The sequence below is a fragment of the Streptomyces sp. NBC_00669 genome (assembly GCF_036226785.1).
Taxonomy (GTDB): domain Bacteria; phylum Actinomycetota; class Actinomycetes; order Streptomycetales; family Streptomycetaceae; genus Actinacidiphila.
In genome coordinates this window covers 7,061,421-7,078,886 of record NZ_CP109018.1, presented here as the reverse complement: position 1 = coordinate 7,078,886, position 17,466 = coordinate 7,061,421, and the positions used below count along the sequence as shown (strand labels likewise).

General features: G+C 72.8%; 14 protein-coding genes. All 14 read left to right on the top strand.

Features of this window, described 5'->3' with window-relative positions; all coding sequences use genetic code 11:
* Positions 1-120: 120 nt before the first annotated feature.
* Positions 121-1,611 carry an arabinofuranosidase catalytic domain-containing protein gene (locus tag OG896_RS29855; protein WP_329370317.1) on the top strand — a complete coding sequence of 497 codons (1,491 nt, stop codon included), beginning with the start codon at positions 121-123 and terminating at the stop codon, positions 1,609-1,611.
* A 151-nt stretch (positions 1,612-1,762) separates the two neighbouring features.
* Positions 1,763-2,671 carry a hypothetical protein gene (locus OG896_RS29850; protein ID WP_329370316.1) on the top strand — a complete coding sequence of 303 codons (909 nt, stop codon included), beginning with the start codon at positions 1,763-1,765 and terminating at the stop codon, positions 2,669-2,671.
* Positions 2,672-2,708: 37 nt separating this feature from the next.
* Entirely contained in the window at positions 2,709-2,966 is a 258-nt protein-coding gene (locus OG896_RS29845) for a hypothetical protein (RefSeq protein ID WP_329370314.1), read from the top strand.
* A gap of 78 nt (positions 2,967-3,044) precedes the next feature.
* A complete protein-coding gene (locus OG896_RS29840) occupies positions 3,045-3,686 on the top strand; it encodes a DUF1707 SHOCT-like domain-containing protein (RefSeq protein ID WP_329370312.1) in 642 nt (213 codons plus the stop codon).
* A 127-nt stretch (positions 3,687-3,813) separates the two neighbouring features.
* On the top strand, positions 3,814-4,395 hold the full coding sequence (locus OG896_RS29835; protein WP_329370310.1) for a 3'-5' exonuclease: 582 nt from the start codon (positions 3,814-3,816) through the stop codon (positions 4,393-4,395).
* A gap of 42 nt (positions 4,396-4,437) precedes the next feature.
* Positions 4,438-5,250, top strand: coding sequence for an adenosylcobinamide-GDP ribazoletransferase (locus tag OG896_RS29830; RefSeq protein WP_329370308.1), 813 nt, complete (start codon positions 4,438-4,440; stop codon positions 5,248-5,250).
* Between the two features lie 325 nt (positions 5,251-5,575).
* Positions 5,576-7,090: a leucyl aminopeptidase gene (locus OG896_RS29825; protein WP_329370306.1), complete on the top strand. Its 1,515-nt coding sequence runs from the start codon at positions 5,576-5,578 to the stop codon at positions 7,088-7,090.
* A gap of 247 nt (positions 7,091-7,337) precedes the next feature.
* On the top strand, positions 7,338-8,726 hold the full coding sequence (gene lpdA, locus OG896_RS29820; protein ID WP_329370305.1) for a dihydrolipoyl dehydrogenase: 1,389 nt from the start codon (positions 7,338-7,340) through the stop codon (positions 8,724-8,726).
* A 50-nt stretch (positions 8,727-8,776) separates the two neighbouring features.
* Positions 8,777-10,573, top strand: coding sequence for a 2-oxoglutarate dehydrogenase, E2 component, dihydrolipoamide succinyltransferase (gene sucB / locus OG896_RS29815; protein WP_329370303.1), 1,797 nt, complete (start codon positions 8,777-8,779; stop codon positions 10,571-10,573).
* A gap of 196 nt (positions 10,574-10,769) precedes the next feature.
* A complete protein-coding gene (locus tag OG896_RS29810; protein WP_329370301.1) occupies positions 10,770-11,408 on the top strand; it encodes a GntR family transcriptional regulator in 639 nt (212 codons plus the stop codon).
* Between the two features lie 263 nt (positions 11,409-11,671).
* Positions 11,672-14,356 (top strand): pyruvate dehydrogenase (acetyl-transferring), homodimeric type, encoded by a 2,685-nt coding sequence (gene aceE / locus OG896_RS29805; protein WP_329370299.1) that lies wholly within the window; start codon positions 11,672-11,674, stop codon positions 14,354-14,356.
* 187 nt (positions 14,357-14,543) lie between these two features.
* Complete coding sequence (locus tag OG896_RS29800; RefSeq protein WP_329370297.1) at positions 14,544-15,578, top strand: GNAT family N-acetyltransferase; 1,035 nt, start codon at positions 14,544-14,546, stop codon at positions 15,576-15,578.
* 262 nt (positions 15,579-15,840) lie between these two features.
* Positions 15,841-16,353 carry a DUF4240 domain-containing protein gene (locus OG896_RS29795; protein WP_329374368.1) on the top strand — a complete coding sequence of 171 codons (513 nt, stop codon included), beginning with the start codon at positions 15,841-15,843 and terminating at the stop codon, positions 16,351-16,353.
* A gap of 22 nt (positions 16,354-16,375) precedes the next feature.
* Positions 16,376-17,290, top strand: coding sequence for a TIGR01777 family oxidoreductase (locus tag OG896_RS29790; RefSeq protein WP_329370295.1), 915 nt, complete (start codon positions 16,376-16,378; stop codon positions 17,288-17,290).
* The last annotated feature ends 176 nt before the right edge of the window (positions 17,291-17,466 follow it).

The following is a 17,466-nucleotide window of genomic DNA, read 5'->3' as shown; positions in this document are numbered from 1 at the left end:
CAACCAATCAGCGCGCGTACCTTCCCAGCGAGCCGCCGGAAGCCGGACCGCGGCTGAAATCGGCTGCCGTAGCGTCAAGTTGAAGCAAGCTCCCACCACCCCCCACCACAGGAGCGCGCCATGCACACTGACCCAACCGCGGCCGTGGGACGAGGACATGTCCCCCGGTTGCGCGGAATCCTGCTGTCGGCCGTCGCCGCGCTCGCGCTCGTGGTCGGCCTGCTGATCAGCCTGCCCGGCACGTCGGCGCACGCCGCCGACTCGCTGCCGTGCGACATCTACGCCGCCGCGGGCACCCCGTGCGTGGCCGCGCACAGCACCACCCGCGCCCTCTACGCCTCGTACGACGGCCCGCTGTACCAGGTGACCCGGGCCTCCGACGGGGCCAGGACCGACGTCGGGCTGCTGGCGCAGGGCGGTTACGCGAACGCCGCCACGCAGGACTCGTTCTGCGCGGACACCACGTGCAGCATCAGCAAGGTCTACGACCAGTCGCCCCGGCACAACGACCTCGACCCGGGGCCGGCCGGCACCGCGGGCAGCGCGGACCGGGGCGCCGACGCGAGCGAACTCGCCGTCACCGCGGGCGGCCACAAGGTGTACGGCATCTGGATCTCACCGGGCGTCGGCTACCGCTCGAACGGCGCCGCGTCCGGCACCGCGGTCCATGGCCAGCCTGAGGGCGCGTACATGGTGGCCAGCGGCACCCACGTCGGCTCCGACTGCTGCTTCGACTACGGCAACGCGGAGTCCACCGCGGCCGACACCGGCAACGGCCACATGGACGCCGTGTCCATCGCGACCACCTGCTACTTCGCACCGTGCACCGGTTCGGGCCCCTGGGTCGAGGCGGACATGGAGAACGGCATGTTCCAGGGCGACAACGGCTCCAACACCGCCAACGCCGGGAACAACAGCACCTTCGTCACCGCCGTGCTGAAGAACAACGGGCAGACGACGTACGCCCTGAAGGGCGGCAACTCGCAGTCCGGCGGCCTGTCGACATGGTGGAACGGATCGCTGCCGACCAGAGGCGGCTACATGCCGATGCAGCAGGAGGGCGGCATCATCCTGGGCACCGGCGGCGACAACAGCAACCGGAACATGGGGACGTTCTTCGAGGGCGTGATGGTCTCCGGCTACCCGACCGACGCCGCCGAGGACGCGGTCCAGGCGAACGTCGTCTCCGTCGGCTACTCCGGCGAGACGAACATCCCCAACGGCCCCCAGGGCACGATCACCGGGCCGGGCGGGCAGTGCGTCGACGTCGCGGCCGACGACACCGGCACCGACGGCTCCGCGGTCCAGCTCTGGAACTGCCAGTCCTACGCGGAGGACCAGTACTGGACCCACCACACCAACGGCTCCCTCAGCACGATCGGCCGCTGCCTCGACATCATCGGCAACGGCACGGCCAACGGCACCGAGGTCGAACTCTGGGACTGCAACGGAGTCGGCGGCCAGGTCTGGCAGCAGCAGTCCGACGGCTCCCTCTTCAACCCCCAGTCCGGCCGCTGCCTCGACTCCCCCAACGGCGCGACCGGCAACGGCACGAGGCTGCGGATCTGGGACTGCAACGGGTCCGCGGCGCAGAAGTTCACGCTCAACTGACTGTGTGACGACGCTCTTGCTCCACCGGCCCGGCGCGCGCCCCTCATCACGGGGCGCGCGCCGGGCCGGCCGTTGTCCGTTCGCTCGGCCAAGCGGAGATGCCACCGACTGATCGTTTCTGCATGTAAACGACCACCTACGCTCCGTGGTTATGGTCACCTCATCGCATGAGGCGATGCACCGGATCTTCCATGAGGACGCCGGCATCTTCGCCCGGACCTTCCGCCGCCTCGGACTCCCCTTCTCCGACCCGGTCGCGGTCTCCCTCCTGCCCACCGACGTCACCGAGCTCAAACCGCTCGAACGGCGCCTCGACACCCTCCTCCAGATCGACTGCGCCGACGGCCAGAGCTACCTGCTCGCCATCGAGGCGCAGAGCCGCAAGGACCCGGACAAGGGCGCCAGTTGGGCGTACTACCTGGCCTACCTGCAGGCCAAGTACCGCAAGCCACCGGTCCTTCTGGTCACCTGCCAGGACGAGAAGACGGCCCGCTGGGCCAAGGGGCCCTTCCACTTCGGGATCTCCCACTGGCGCAGTCTCACCGTCCGCCCCCTGGTCCTCGGCCCCCACAACGTGCCGGTCATCACCGACAAGGAGGCCGCCGCCAAGGACATCCCCCTGGCCGTTTTCTCCGCGATCACTCACGGTGAGCATCCCCAAGCAGATATGATGCTGGAGGCACTGGCTTCCGCCCTGAAGACGGTCGACGAGTCCACCGCCTCGATCTTCAGGGAGCTCACCGAACTCGGACTGGGCAGCAGCCCGGCAGCACACATCTGGAAGGACCTCATGGCCGTCGACCTCTCCTTCTTCCGCTCCGAGACCTCGGAGAAGCTCCGCGACGAAGGCCGTGTAGAAGGCCGCGTGGAGGGCCGTGTGGAGAGCGGCAGGGAGTCCCTGCTTCTCCTGCTCACCACCCGAGGGCTCCTTGACGACGCCATCCGCTCACGCGTCACCGCATGCGGCGACCCGGACCTCCTCGGCGCATGGTTCCAGCGGGCACTGACCGCGGAAACGGCCGAGCAGATCTTCACCGGGGACGACGAACCCACCGGCTGAGCCCAGCCCGCCGCGTCGCCCCACCCGGAAGGACCTCATGGCCGTCGACCTCTCCTTCTTCCGCTCCGAGACCTCGGAGAAGCTCCGCGACGAAGGCCGCGCGGAGGGCCGTGTGGAGAGCGGCAGGGAGTCCCTGCTTCTTCTGCTCACCACCCGAGGTCTCCTCGACGACGCCATCCGCTCACGCGTCACCGCATGCGGCGACCCGGACCTCCTGCGCGCGTGGTTCCGGCGCGCCCTGACCGCGGGGACCGCCGAGCAGATCTTCACCGGGGGCGACGAACCCACGGGCTGAGTACGGGTTCCCGCGCGGCCGTTCCCTGTGAGTCGGGGGTGGCTGCGCGGGCGGGTGGGCTGTCATAGGGTGCCGGACATGACTCAGGAGCCGGTGCCGTGGGCGGGTGGGGAAAAGCTGGACCAGCGGGTCTCGCATGAGGACCGGGAGCGGGTCGCGGAGGTGTTGCGCGTCGCCGCGGGCGACGGCCGGTTGAGCCTGGAGGAGCTGGAGGAGCGGCTGGAGAGCTGCTTCGGGGCACGGACGTACGGGGACCTCGCGCCGTTGGTCGCGGACCTGCCCGGGCAGGCGCCGGTGACGCCGGCGGAGGCGGTACGGACGAAGGACGTCGTACGGGTGCGGCGGGTCGGCGCGAGCCTGCGGTACGAGGGCCCGTGGGTGGCACCGCGCCGCCTGGAAGCGGAGGTACGCGGCGGCAACGTGGTGCTGGACTTCTCCACCGCGACGGTGCGCGGAGCGGTCACCCACGTGGACGTCGAGTTGCGCGGCGGCAACCTGCGGCTGATCGTCCCGGACGGCTACTCCGTGGACGCCGACGAGATCGACATCCGCGGCGGCTCGGTGCGCCACCGCCACGCGCAGGACCGCCCGCAGGGCATCCCCATCACCCACCAGATCGTCATCACCGGCAAGTTGACCGGCGGCAACGTGGTGATCCAGCCCCCGCGACCGCCCCGCCGGCCGGGCCTGCTGCGCCGGATGCTCGGAGGCGGCAAGTAGCCGCGGCAAGCAGCTACGGCGCCGGCCCGCCCCGCGGTCCTGCTCGCCTCCTCCATGCGCGAGCGCGGGTACGGCCCGCCGTGAAAACCGGGTGCCCGCCGCCGGTGCGGCGCCCTACGCTCGCCGGATGGGAGCCGAATCCGCCCTGCTGAACGTGATCGACGTGGAAGCCACCTGCTGGGAGGGGCAACCGCCGCCCGGCTCGGTGAGCGAGATCATCGAGATCGGCCTCACCGTGGTCGACCTCCGGGCGAGGTGCCGGGTGTCGCGGCACCGCATCCTAGTGCGGCCCCACCGTTCCGCGGTGAGCCCGTTCTGCACCGAACTGACCGGCCTGACGCAGGCCGAGGTGGCGCGGGGCGTCACCTTCGCGGAGGCGTGCCGGCTGCTCGTGGCGGAGCACGCGGCGGAGGAACGCCCGTGGGCGAGCTGGGGCGAGTACGACCGCAGGCAGTTCGCCCGGCAGAGCAAGGCCGACGCGGTGGCGTACCCCTTCGGCCATCCCACCGAGCGCTCCCACACCAACGCGAAGGCCGTGTTCACGACCGCCCACGGGCTGCGCCGGAAACCGGGCATGAGCGGCGCCCTCCAGATCGCCGGGCTGCCGCTCGAAGGACGCCATCACAGCGGTGAGGACGACGCGTGGAACATCGCCGCGCTCGTCCTCGACCTGGTCGGCCGAGGGGCGTGGCCGGCCCTGCCCCGCTGAGGTCCGCGCAGGTCGCGGAGGCGGGAGCGGTAGCCTCACGCGGTGGACGAGGCAGCGGCGGGGCCGCAGGCAGAGGCGAGGGCGCGGCCGGGCGACGCGCTGCGGTTCGCGTTCGGCACGTTGACGGTGGTGCCGGTGCGGGTGACCCGCTGGGACCGGGCGGCCGCGCGCGGCGGGATGGCGGCGGCGCCGCTGGTGGGCGTGGCGATCGGGGCCGGCGCGGGCGCGGTCGGCGCGGGACTGCGCGCGGCCGGGGCGAGCGCGCTGCTGGCCGCGGTGGGCGCGGTCGCCGTGCCGGCCGTACTGACCAGGGGGCTGCACCTCGACGGACTGGCCGACACCGCCGACGGGTTGGGCAGCGGCAAGCCGCCCGCGCAGGCGCTGGACATCATGAAGCGCTCCGACATCGGGCCCTTCGGCGTGGTGACCTTGACGCTGGTGCTGCTCGCGCAGGTCGCCGCGCTGGCCGCGTGCTACGGGCACGGGTGGGTCTACGGTTTCACGTCCGCGGTGGCCGGGGCGGTGGCGGGGCGCGCCGCGATGACGCTCGCGGCCCGGCGCGGGGTGCCGGCGGCCCGGCCGGGCGGCCTCGGGGCTGCCGTCGCCGGGGTGCTGCCGGCCCGGACGGCGTGGGCCGTGGCCGCGGGGTGCGCCGGCCTCGCCGCGCTCGCCGGCGCGGGCTTCCACGGTCTGACCTGGCTGCGCCTCCTGCTCGCCGTCGCCGTCGCCGTGACCGCGGCCGAGGTGCTGCTGCGCAGGTGCCGGGCCCGGTTCGGCGGGGTGACCGGCGACGTGTTCGGGGCGCTGTGCGAGACCGCCGTCACCGCCGCCCTGCTGGTGCTGTCGCTGCGCTGACCTCCGGCCCACCGGCCGCCACGGGCCGCCGTCCTGACGGCCCGCCACCGATGCCGCCACCGATGCATCGCACGGGTGTCGCGCGCCGCCTCCCCGTCGTATCCCTGCCGTGCTTCGGGCGGTAAGGCCGCGGCGGGGCAACCGCCCCGTACCGGCGCCCGGTTGCCGCCGTCGTGGACCGCGGGCCCGCGGGTGCGCCCGGACGGGTGCGGACACGTCCGCCCGCCCGGCCACTGAGCCGCAACGCGGCAGCGTAGGCTCGTTGGAGGGCCGCTCCGCCGGCGTGGCGGCCCGCACCCCTTCGACCGTTAGGACCCCACCCACCGTGACTGCTCTGACACTAAGCGCCTCTTCCGCCGCAGCGCTGCGCGCGGATGCCGTCGTCGTAGGCGTGACCAAAGGCCCAAAAGGCCCGCGCCTGGCGCCGGGAGCGGACGCCGTGGACGACGCGTTCGGCGGCAAACTGGCCGCCGTCCTTGAGAACCTGGGCGCGTCCGGCGCCGAGGGCGAGTCGACCAAGGTGCCCGCGCCCGACGGCGTGAAGGCGCCCGTGGTGCTCGCGGTCGGCCTCGGCGAGCCCGCCGGGAACCACGAGCCGTACGACGCCGAGGCCCTGCGCAAGGCCGCGGGCGTCGCCGCCCGCACTCTGGCCGGCGCCAAGAAGGCCGTCTTCGCGCTGCCGGCGGCCACTGCCGCCGACGTCGAGGCCGTCGCGACCGGTGCGCTGCTGGGCGCGTACGCCTTCACCGCGTACCGCTCCGACAGCAAGAAGGACGCGCGCGGGCCGCTCGGCGAGGTCGCCGTGGTCGGCGCGAAGCCGCGCGACAAGGAGCACAAGGCCGCCGCCGCGCGCGCCGTCGCGGTCGCGGCCGAGGTCAACCGGGCCCGCGACCTGATCAACACCCCGCCGAACGACCTCACCCCGAAGGCGTTCGCCGCGGCCGCCCAGGAGGCGGGCAAGGAGTTCGGCCTGAAGGTCGAGGTGCTGGACGAGAAGGCGCTCACCAAGGGCGGCTACGGCGGCATCCTCGGCGTCGGCCAGGGCTCGGCGACGCCGCCCCGGCTGGTCAAGGTCGCCTACACCCACCCCGAGGCGACCCGCACGCTCGCCTTCGTCGGCAAGGGCATCACCTACGACTCGGGCGGCATCTCGCTGAAGCCCCCGGGGCACAACGAGACGATGAAGTGCGACATGAGCGGCGCGGCCGCCGTGTTCGGCGCGGTGCTGGCGACCGCGAAGCTCGGCCTGGCGGTCAACGTGACCGGCTGGCTGGCGCTGGCCGAGAACATGCCCGGCGGCAACGCGATCCGCCCGGGCGACGTGCTGAAGATGTACAGCGGCAAGACCGTCGAGGTGCTGAACACCGACGCCGAGGGCCGCCTGGTGCTGGCCGACGCGCTGGCCCGCGCCTCGGAGGAGTCGCCGGACGCGATCGTGGACGTGGCGACGCTGACCGGGGCGATGGTGCTGGCGCTCGGTGACGGCCGGTTCGGGATCATGGCCAACGACGACGACTTCCGGGCCGCCGTGCACGACGTGGCGCTGGCGGAGGGCGAGGACTCCTGGCCGATGCCGCTGCCGCAGCAGCTCCGCAAGACGTTCGACTCGCCGGTCGCGGACATCGCGAACATGGGGGTGCGGCCCGGTGGCGGCCTGATCGCCGGGCTGTTCCTGCGGGAGTTCGTCGGCGAGGGCATCACCTGGGCGCACCTGGACATCGCCGGCCCCGCCTTCCACGAGGGCGCGCCGTTCGGCTACACCCCCAAGGGCGGCACCGGCACGGCCGTCCGCACCCTGGTCGGCCTCGCCCGCACGGCGGCAGAGGGCAACCTCTTCTGACAAGTCGGACCCGTGGCGGCAATTCAAGGCCGACCGGGTGAGATGTGTCACGTACGGCCCTGGGTGATCTGCCCGGGGCCGTACCTGCTACGTCACACCGCATGGCCCGATGCCTCACCGCCCGCCAACAAGTGCGAAGATGTGGGTCGGCACGACAGGGCCCCCTTTGAGACAAAGCGGCCGAACCAAAGCCGCCGTCCGGTCTAGGTGGACCGGCTCCGGCGAACCCATGCATGGAGGACGTGACGTGGCGAACGACGCCAGCACTGTTTTCGACCTAGTGATCCTCGGCGGTGGCAGTGGCGGTTACGCGGCTGCCCTGCGTGCCGCACAGCTTGGACTCGACGTCGCCCTGATCGAGAAGAACAAGCTCGGGGGCACCTGTCTGCACCAGGGCTGCATTCCCACCAAGGCGCTGCTGCACGCCGGCGAGATCGCCGACCAGGCTCGTGAGAGCGAGCAGTTCGGTGTGAAGGCGACCTTCGAGGGCATCGACATCGCGGCCGTCCACAAGTACAAGGACGACGTGATCTCCGGCCTCTACAAGGGCCTGCAGGGCCTGGTGGCCTCGCGCAAGGTGACGTACATCGAGGGCGAGGGCCGGCTCTCCTCCCCCACCTCGGTGGATGTGAACGGGCAGCGCATCCAGGGCCGGCACATCGTGCTGGCGACCGGGTCCGTACCGCGCTCGCTGCCGGGCCTGACCATCGACGGCAACCGCGTCATCTCCTCCGACCACGCCCTGGTCCTGGACCGGGTGCCGCAGTCGGCGATCATCCTGGGCGGTGGCGTGATCGGCGTCGAGTTCGCCTCGGCGTGGAAGTCCTTCGGTACCGACGTGACGATCGTCGAGGGCCTGCCCCACCTGGTGCCGGTCGAGGACGAGAACAGCTCGAAGCTGCTGGAGCGGGCCTTCCGCAAGCGCGGCATCAAGTTCAACCTGGGCACCTTCTTCCAGGGCGCCGAGTACACCGACAACGGCGTCAAGGTCACCCTGGCCGACGGCAAGACCTTCGAGGCGGAGGTGCTGCTGGTCGCGATCGGCCGCGGCCCGGTCTCGCAGAACCTCGGCTACGAGGAGCAGGGCGTCGCCATGGACCGCGGCTACGTCCTGGTCGACGAGTACATGCGCACCAACGTGCCGACGATCTCCGCGGTGGGCGACCTGGTGCCCACCCTCCAGCTCGCGCACGTCGGCTTCGCCGAGGGCATCCTCGTCGCCGAGCGGGTGGCCGGCCTCAAGCCCGTGCCGATCGACTACGACGGTGTGCCGCGGGTGACGTACTGCCACCCCGAGGTCGCCTCGATGGGCATCAGCGAGGCGAAGGCCAAGGAGGTGTACGGCGCGGACAAGGTCGTCACGCTCAAGTACAACCTGGCCGGGAACGGCAAGAGCAAGATCCTCAAGACCGCGGGCGAGGTCAAGCTCGTCCAGGTGCGCGACGGCGCCGTCGTGGGCATCCACATGGTCGGCGACCGGATGGGCGAGCAGGTCGGCGAGGCGCAGCTCATCTACAACTGGGAGGCGCTGCCCGCCGAGGTCGCGCAGCTCATCCACGCCCACCCGACGCAGAGCGAAGCTCTCGGCGAGGCCCACCTGGCGCTCGCCGGCAAGCCGCTGCACTCGCACGACTGACCCTCGAACACGCCACCCATCCGCACAGATCGTTAGGAGCAACCGCAACCATGGCGGTTTCCGTAACCCTGCCGGCGCTCGGCGAGAGCGTGACCGAGGGCACCGTCACCCGCTGGCTGAAGGCCGAGGGCGAGCGTGTCGAGGCCGACGAGCCCCTGCTCGAGGTCTCGACCGACAAGGTCGACACCGAGATCCCCTCTCCCGCGTCCGGCGTCCTGGCGTCCATCAAGGTCGCCGAGGACGAGACGGTCGAGGTCGGCGCCGAGCTGGCCGTGATCGATGACGGCTCGGGCGCCCCCGCGGCGCCCGCGGCCCCCGCCGCGCAGCCGGCCCCCACCCCGGAGCCGGAGCCGGCCCCCGCGCCGACCCCGGCCGCCGCCACCCCCTCCACCGAGGCCGCGGCTCCCGCCCCCGCCCCGACCGCGCAGGCGGCCGCGGGTGGTTCCGGCGCGTCCGGCACCGACGTGGTGCTGCCCGCGCTGGGCGAGTCCGTCACCGAGGGCACCGTCACCCGCTGGCTGAAGTCGGTCGGCGACAGTGTGGACGCCGACGAGCCGCTGCTCGAGGTCTCCACGGACAAGGTCGACACCGAGATCCCGTCGCCCGCGTCCGGCACCCTGCTGGAGATCCTGGTCCAGGAGGACGAGACGGCCGAGGTCGGCGCGAAGCTGGCGGTCATCGGTGCGGCCGGTGCCGCTCCGGCGGCGGCTCCCGCGCCTGCCGCGCCCGCCCCGGCCCCCGCGGCCCCGGCTCCCGCTCCCGCCGCCCCTGCTCCGGCACCGGCTCCGGCCGCGCCGGCTCCGCAGGCCGCCGCTCCGGCTCCGGCCGCCCCGGCGCCTGCCCCGCAGGCCCCGGCTCCCGCACCGGCTCCGGCTCCGGCTCCGGCCGCCCAGCCCGCTCCCGCCGCTCCGGCGGCTGCCGCGGGTGCCGGCGACGGCGCCTACGTCACCCCGCTGGTCCGCAAGCTCGCCGCCGAGAGCGGCGTGGACCTCGGCGCGGTGCGGGGCACCGGCGTCGGCGGCCGTATCCGCAAGCAGGACGTGCTCACCGCGGCCGAGGCGGCCAAGGCCGCCGCGACCCCGGCGGCGGCCGCGCCCAAGGCGGCGAAGTCCGTCGAGGTCTCGCCGCTGCGCGGCCAGACGGTCAAGATGACCCGGATGCGCAAGGTCATCGGCGACAACATGATGAAGGCCCTGCACTCGCAGGCGCAGCTGACCAGCGTGGTCGAGGTGGACGTCACCCGGGTCATGCGGCTGCGCGGGCTGGCCAAGGAGTCCTTCGCGGCACGCGAGGGCGTGAAGCTCTCCCCGATGCCGTTCTTCGTCAAGGCCGCCGCCCAGGCGCTCAAGGCCCACCCGGTGATCAACGCCCGCATCAACGACGACGAGGGCACGATCACCTACTTCGACACCGAGAACATCGGTATCGCGGTGGACTCCGAGAAGGGCCTGATGACCCCGGTCATCAAGGGCGCCGGCGACCTGAACATCGCGGGCATCGCCAAGAAGACCGCCGAGCTGGCGGGCAACGTCCGGGCCAGCAAGATCACCCCGGACGACCTGGCGGGCGCGACCTTCACGATCAGCAACACCGGTTCGCGCGGCGCGCTGTTCGACACGGTCATCGTGCCTCCGAACCAGGCCGCGATCCTCGGCATCGGCGCGACCGTCAAGCGCCCGGTGGTCGTGGAGACGGCCGAGGGCACGGTCATCGGCGTCCGGGACATGACGTACCTGGCGCTGTCCTACGACCACCGGCTGGTGGACGGTGCCGACGCGGCCCGTTACCTGACGGCGGTCAAGGAGATCCTGGAGGCGGGCGAGTTCGAGGTCGAGCTCGGCCTGTGAGCGCCTCCCGCCCCTGAGCGGTACCGCGTCAACGGCGCCCCCGCCCCGTCCACCGGGTGCGGGGGCGCCGGCGCGTCCCGCCGCTGTCCAGGCAGGTCCCGGCCGCCGCGTGGGAGCCGGATACGTCCCGGCGGGCGGCAGGCGCACCGCCGCGTCGTATCGTCATAGGCACGCAACAGTGAAGGAGCGCGCCCCCATGGCCCAAGCCGCCGCCCCTCATCTGGTCGTGCACAGCCTGCGCGAGCAGATCCGCGAGCACATCCTCGACGGCATCGTCAGCGGGCGCTGGAAGCCGGGCGAGCGGATCGTGGAACGGCGGATCGCGGTCGAGCTCCAGGTCAGCCAGACGCCGGTACGCGAGGCGCTGCGCGAGCTGGAGACGCTGCGGCTGATCGAGTCGGCGCCGAACAAGGGCGTGCGCGTGCGCGGGCTCACCGCGGCGGACGTCAAGGAGAGCTACCCGGTGCGGGCCGGCCTGGAGCAGGTCGCGGCGGAGCTGGCGGCCGGCACCCTCGCGGAGGACCCGAGCGCGCTGGAGCGCGAGGTGGCCGCGCTCCGGGCGGCCGACACCGCCCTCGACGACGAGGCGCAGGTGCGGCACACCGTCGCCTTCCACCACGAACTGGTCCGCGCGGCCGACAACGGCGTGCTGCTGCACGTCTGGGAGTCGCTCGGGATCGAGGTGTGGACCACGCTGTCGATGCGGTGGCTGAGCCCGGCGCCGCGCGCGTACGCCGACGAGCACCAGGAGCTGGTCGACGCGTTCACGGCCCGCGACCCCCGGATCGGCGAGCTGATCAAGTCCCACGTGCTGAGCTGCGCCCCGCAGGTGTAGGGCTGCCGAAGGGCCGCGGGGAGCCCCGCCGCCCTTCGGTAGGCTCGGGTCCGTGCCCGTTCCGCCACCGTTTCCAAGGCGAAGCCCGCCTGTCACTGGGTGCCTTAAAGGCTGGCACCCCGTGCCGACCTCCAGTTACTTGCCCGCGGGCCATTGATCGATCATCGATCGAAGCGTAACGTCGGTCAGTGGGGAGCAACCTGTCGTGCCCGACTCACACTTCCCACCCCCTCCCTCCGTTGTCTGGAAGGCGGCACACACCCATGCCTGACGCCGTAGGCCGTACCCGGCCGAGTCAGCTCGACCAGATCCCCGACGTCGACCCGGAGGAGACCGCGGAATGGCGCGCGTCCCTGGACGCGGTCGCCAAGGCCGCGGGTCCGCACAGGGCGGCGTACCTGATGCGCCGCACCCTGGAGAGCGGTAGCGAAAGCGGCCTCGCGCTGCCGACGCCGCTGGAGACCGAGTACATCAACACCATCCCCACCGCCGCCGAGCCCGCGTACCCGGGCGACGAGGCGATGGAGGCGCGGATCACCGCCTGGAACCGCTGGAACGCGGCGGCGATGGTCACCCGCGGCAGCAAGCTCGGCCTCGGCGGCCACATCGCCACCTTCGCCTCGGCCGCCTGGCTCTACGAGACCGGGTTCCAGCACTTCTTCCACGGCAAGGAGGGCGCCGGCAGCGGCGACCAGCTCTACATCCAGGGCCACGCCTCGCCCGGCATCTACGCCCGCGCGTTCCTCGACGGGCGGCTGACCGAGGCCCACCTGGACCGCTTCCGGCAGGAGGCCGGCGGCGACGGCCTGCCGTCGTACCCGCACCCGCGGCGGCTGCCGTGGCTGTGGGAGTTCCCGACCGTGTCGATGGGCCTCGGCCCGCTCTCGGCGATCTACCAGGCGCGCTTCAACCGCTACCTGGAGCACCGCGGCATCAAGGACACCTCGGCCTCGCATGTGTGGGCCTTCCTCGGCGACGGCGAGATGGACGAGCCGGAGTCGACCGCCGCCCTGGCGCTCGCCGCCCGCGAGGGCCTGGACAACCTGACCTACGTCATCAACTGCAACCTCCAGCGGCTGGACGGCCCGGTCCGCCCGAACTTCAAGATCGTGCAGGAGCTGGAGGCGCAGTTCCGCGCGGCCGGCTGGCACGTGGTGAAGGCGCTGTGGGGCGCGGCCTGGGACGAGGTGCTGGCCCAGGACACCGACGGCGCGCTGATCCGGCGGCTGCGGGACACCCCGGACGCCCAGTTCCAGACCTACGCCACCAGCGACGCGGCCTACCTGCGCGAGCACTTCTTCGGCGCGGACGCCTCGCTGCGCGCGATCGGCGGGCGGCTGACCGACGCGAAGCTGCTGGAGCTCTTCCAGACCTCGCGCGCCGGCCACGAGCCGCGCAAGGTGTACGCGGCCTACCGCGCGGCGCTGGAGCACAAGGGCGCCCCCACGGTGATCCTCGCGCAGACCGTGAAGGGCTACACGCTCGGCGCGGGCTTCGAGTCCCGCAACGCCAACCACCAGATGAAGAAGCTCACCGGCGCGCAGTTCCGCACCATGCGCGACCTGCTGGAGCTGCCCATACCGGACAGCGCGCTGGACGCCGACGTGGTGCCGTACTGGCACCCGGGCGAGGACTCCCCCGAGATGCGCTACCTGCGCGAGCGCCGGGCGGCGCTGGGCGGGCCGGCGCCGGCCCGCAAGGTCGTGGCGGCGCCGCTGCCGCTGCCGCCGGAGAAGGCGTACAAGTCCCTGGAGAAGGGCTCCGGCACCCAGGAGATCGCCACCACCATGGCGTTCGTCCGGCTGGTGAAGGACCTGATGCGGGAGAAGGAGACCGGGCGCCGCTGGGTGCCGGTCGTGCCCGACGAGGCCCGCACCTTCGGCATGGAGTCGCTCTTCCCGTCCGCCGGGCTGTACTCCCCCAAGGGGCAGACGTACGACCCGGTCGACCGCGACCAACTGCTGTACTACAAGGAGGCGAAGGACGGCCAGATCCTCAACGAGGGGATCACCGAGGCCGGTTCGCTCGCCGACTTCACCGCCGCGGCCACGTCGTACGCCACGCACGGCGAGCCGATGATCCCGTTCTACATCTTCTACTCGATGTTCGGGTTCCAGCGCACCGCCGACCAGTTCTGGGCGCTCGCCGACCAGCTGGGCCGCGGCTTCGTGATCGGCGCCACCGCCGGCCGCACCACCATGACCGGCGAGGGCCTGCAGCACGCCGACGGCCACTCCCACCTGCTCGCCTCCACCAACCCGGCGGCGCTCTCCTACGACCCGGCGTTCGCGTACGAGGTCGCGGTGATCGTCCGCGAGGGCCTGCGGCGGATGTACGGTCCGGCCGTCGAGGGCGAGGACCAGGACGTCTTCTACTACCTGACGGTGTACAACGAGCCGAAGGTGCAGCCCGCCATGCCCGAGGGTGTGGAAGAGGGCATCATCAAGGGCCTGTACCGCTACCAGCAGGCGGCACCGGCCGCCGCCGACGCGCCCCGCGCGCAGTTGCTGGCGTCGGGCACGGCGATCCACTGGGCGCTGGAGGCGCAGCGGCTGCTCGCCGAGGACTGGGGCGTGGCCGCGGACGTGTGGTCGGCGCCGAGCTGGACGCAGTTGCGGCGCGAGGCGCTGGAGTGCGACGCGGCGCGGCTGCGCGGCGAGGACCGGGTGCCGTACGTGACGCGGACGCTGGCCGGTGCGCCGGGTCCGGTGGTGGCCGTCAGCGACTGGATGCGGGCGGTGCCGGACCAGATCGCGCAGTGGGTCGAGCAGGACTGGACGTCCGTGGGCACCGACGGGTTCGGCCTGTCCGACACGCGTGACGCGGCCCGCCGGCACTTCGGCGTGGACCCGCAGTCGCTCACCGTGCAGGCGCTGGCCGCGCTCGCCCGGCGCGGCGAGGTCAAACCGGAGACGGTGAAGGAGGCCGCGGAGCGCTACGGGCTCTGAGGCACCGAGTGTCCTGACAGGGCTCGCGGCGGGGCCTTCACGCAGTCCCCGCCGCGGGTCCTGACGCGGCGTGTCCGGCGGCCGCCCCTCGGAACGGCGTGTTCCGAGGGGCGGCCGTCGTGACGTGCGGAATGTACCCGCCGGAAGGGATTGCGGGCTGCTACACCAACCGGTTAAGTTCCCCCGGATGCCTACCAAACAACGGCGGCTGACCTCCCCCACCGCTGACGACGTCCGCGCGTGGCACCGGGTGCGGTCCGCGGCGCTCGCTCACGACCGCCCGGGAGACCCGCTGCCGACCCTGGCCCATGTGCGGGCCTCGCTGACCACCGTCGGTCCCGGCAGTCGCTTAGCCCTGTGGCTGGTGCACGGCGCGAACGACGAGGGCGTGGCCACGGCGAAGCTCCGGCTGCCGGCCGCCGAGGGCGGTGGCCGCCTCGCGTCGGTGGAACTGACGGTCCATCCCGCGCACCGCAGGATGGGCATGGGGTCGCGGCTGCTGGCCACGGTGGTGGCCGCGGCGACCGAGGAGAACTGCCGCCGGCTGTCGACGGAAGTGCTGGCCGGCACCCCGGGGGAGAGCTTCCTCGCCACCCGGGAGTTCGTACCCGCGCTGCGGCTGACCTGGCAGCGGCTGGTGCTGGCCGAGATCCCGGAGCGGATCGTGAAGCTGCCGGACGTGCCGCACCCCGGCTACCGGCTGGCGGCCTGGGAGGGCGCGCCGCCGGACGCCCTCGCGGAGTCCTTCGCGGCGGCCCGGGCGGCCCTGGCGGACATGCCGAGCGGCGGCCTGGAGGTCAGCAGGACCCGCTGGGACGCCGAGCGGGTGCGGATGACCGCGGAGTTGGCGGCCCGGCGCGGTGAGCGGCTGCTGAACCACGCGGCGATCAGCGAGGCCGACGGTTCGGTGGCCGGGTACACGAAGCTGACGCTGCCGGCCGAGGCGGACGAGGGTGGCGACGGCGGGGCCGGGGACGCGAGCAGCGCCCGTGCCCGCGCGAAGCAGCTCGACACGGCCGTGGTGGCCGCCCACCGCGGTCACGGGCTCGGCCTGTGGCTGAAGTCGGCGATGCTGCGGCACCTGCTGGACGCGCACCCCGAGGTGACCGAGGTCGTCACCAACACCGCCGACGACAACCGCCACATGCTGGCGGTGAACGCGGCGCTGGGCTTCCGCCCCCTACGGCGCACCGTGGCGTATCAGCTCACGCTGCCGGCGTAACCCCCCGGGGGGGGTGCGGTTCTGTACGTCGGGGGACCTCGCGGCCGGTGGTGGGCCGGTCGCGCGGTTCTCCGCGGCTCTGGTTCCGCGCGGCTCTGGTTCCGCGCGGCTCCTTCCGCGAAAAAGGGGGCATCCGCCAAGGGGCGCGGGGTACCTCGCGACCAGCCACCCATCGGCGGACGGTCCCGCAACCGAACAGCAACCAAGCACCCTGGGGGGTCGCGTTGCACAGGGCACCCTGGGGCGGGAAGCTGTACGCGTGATGGACGAGACGGAGTTCTGGGAGATCGTCGACAGCACCCGCGAGGCGTCGGACGACGATCCGGAGGAGCACGCCGACCTGATGGTCGAGCGGCTGGCCGGGCTCGATCCGGACGCCGTGCTGGACTTCGCCCGGCACTTCGAGACCCGCTTCAACCGGGCCTTCTCGTGGGACCTGTGGGGCGCCGCCGACATCATGCTGGGCGGCGCCGACGAGGACGCGTTCGACTTCTTCCGCTGCTGGCTGATCGGCCAGGGCCGGCACGTCTTCGAGGGCGCCCTGCACTCCCCCGACGACCTGGCCTTCCTGGTACCGGAGTTCGACCCGGAGGCGGACGGCGACGCCGAGGACCTGGGGTACGCCGCCGACGAGGCGTACGAGCAGTTGACGGGTGTGCGGCTGCCGGATCTGGAGCTGCCGCGGCAGGACGGCCCGGAGGGCGAGCGCCCGGAGTTCGACGACGACCAGGCGATGGCGGCCCGCTTCCCCCAGTTGTGGGCGCGCTTCGGGTAGGCCGGCGGCCCGACCGGGCACAATGGCCCGCATGCGTATCGCAGTCACCGGCGCCTCCGGGCTGATCGGCTCCGCCCTCACCGCCTCGCTTGCGGCCGACGGCCACGAGGTCGTCGCGCTGGTCCGGCGCGGCCCGCACGGCCCGGGAGAGGTCCGCTGGGACCCGTCCGCGGGCACCGTGGACCCCGACGGGCTGGCCGGCTGCGAGGCGGTCGTGCACCTGGCGGGCGCGCCGGTCGCGGAGCGGCGCTGGAGCGACAAGCGCAAGAAGGTCCTCCTCGACAGCCGGGTGGACGGCACCGCCACGATCGCGAAGGCGATGGCCGCGCTCGACCCGAAGCCGCGGGTGCTGGTGGCCGGCAGCGCGATCGGCTTCTACGGCGACACCGGGGACCGTTTCGTGGACGAGGACAGCCCGGCGGGCGAGGGGTTCCTCGCCGACCTGGTCCAGGCGTGGGAGGCCGCGGCCGACCCGGCGCGCGCGGCCGGCATCCGTACGGTGCACGCCCGTACCGGCCTGGTGGTCTCCCCGCAGGGCGGCGCGTGGGGGGCGCTGTTCCCGTTCTTCCGGGCCGGGCTGGGCGGGCGGCTCGGCAGCGGGCGGCAGTACTGGAGCTTCATCTCGCTGCGGGACGAGGTCGCGGCGCTGCGGTACGCCATCGACAACGAGGAGCTGTCGGGGCCGGTGAACCTGACCGGCCCGGAGCCCCGTACCAACAGCGAGGTCACCAAGGCGATGGGGCGGGTGCTGCACCGCCCGACGGTGCTGCCGGTGCCGTCGTTCGCGCTGCGCGCGGTGCTGGGCGAGTTCGCCGGCGATGTGACGGGCAGTCAGCGGGTGCGCCCCAAGCGGCTGCTGGACGCCGGGTTCTCCTTCGCGCACCCCGACCTCGACGACGCGATCAAGGCGGCGCTGCCGCCGCGCAACCGGGTCTGAGGGGCGGTCCGAGGGCCCCGGCGCCGTCCGGGCGGGCCCGCGGCCGGAAAACGCACCGGAAAGGGCCGGATCGGACCGGTCCGCCCCGCATCCTTTGCCTTTGATGAGGGCATGACCTTTAGCAGCGTTTCGCGCGAGCCGAGCCCACCTGCCGACCACCTGGTCGCAGTGGGTAT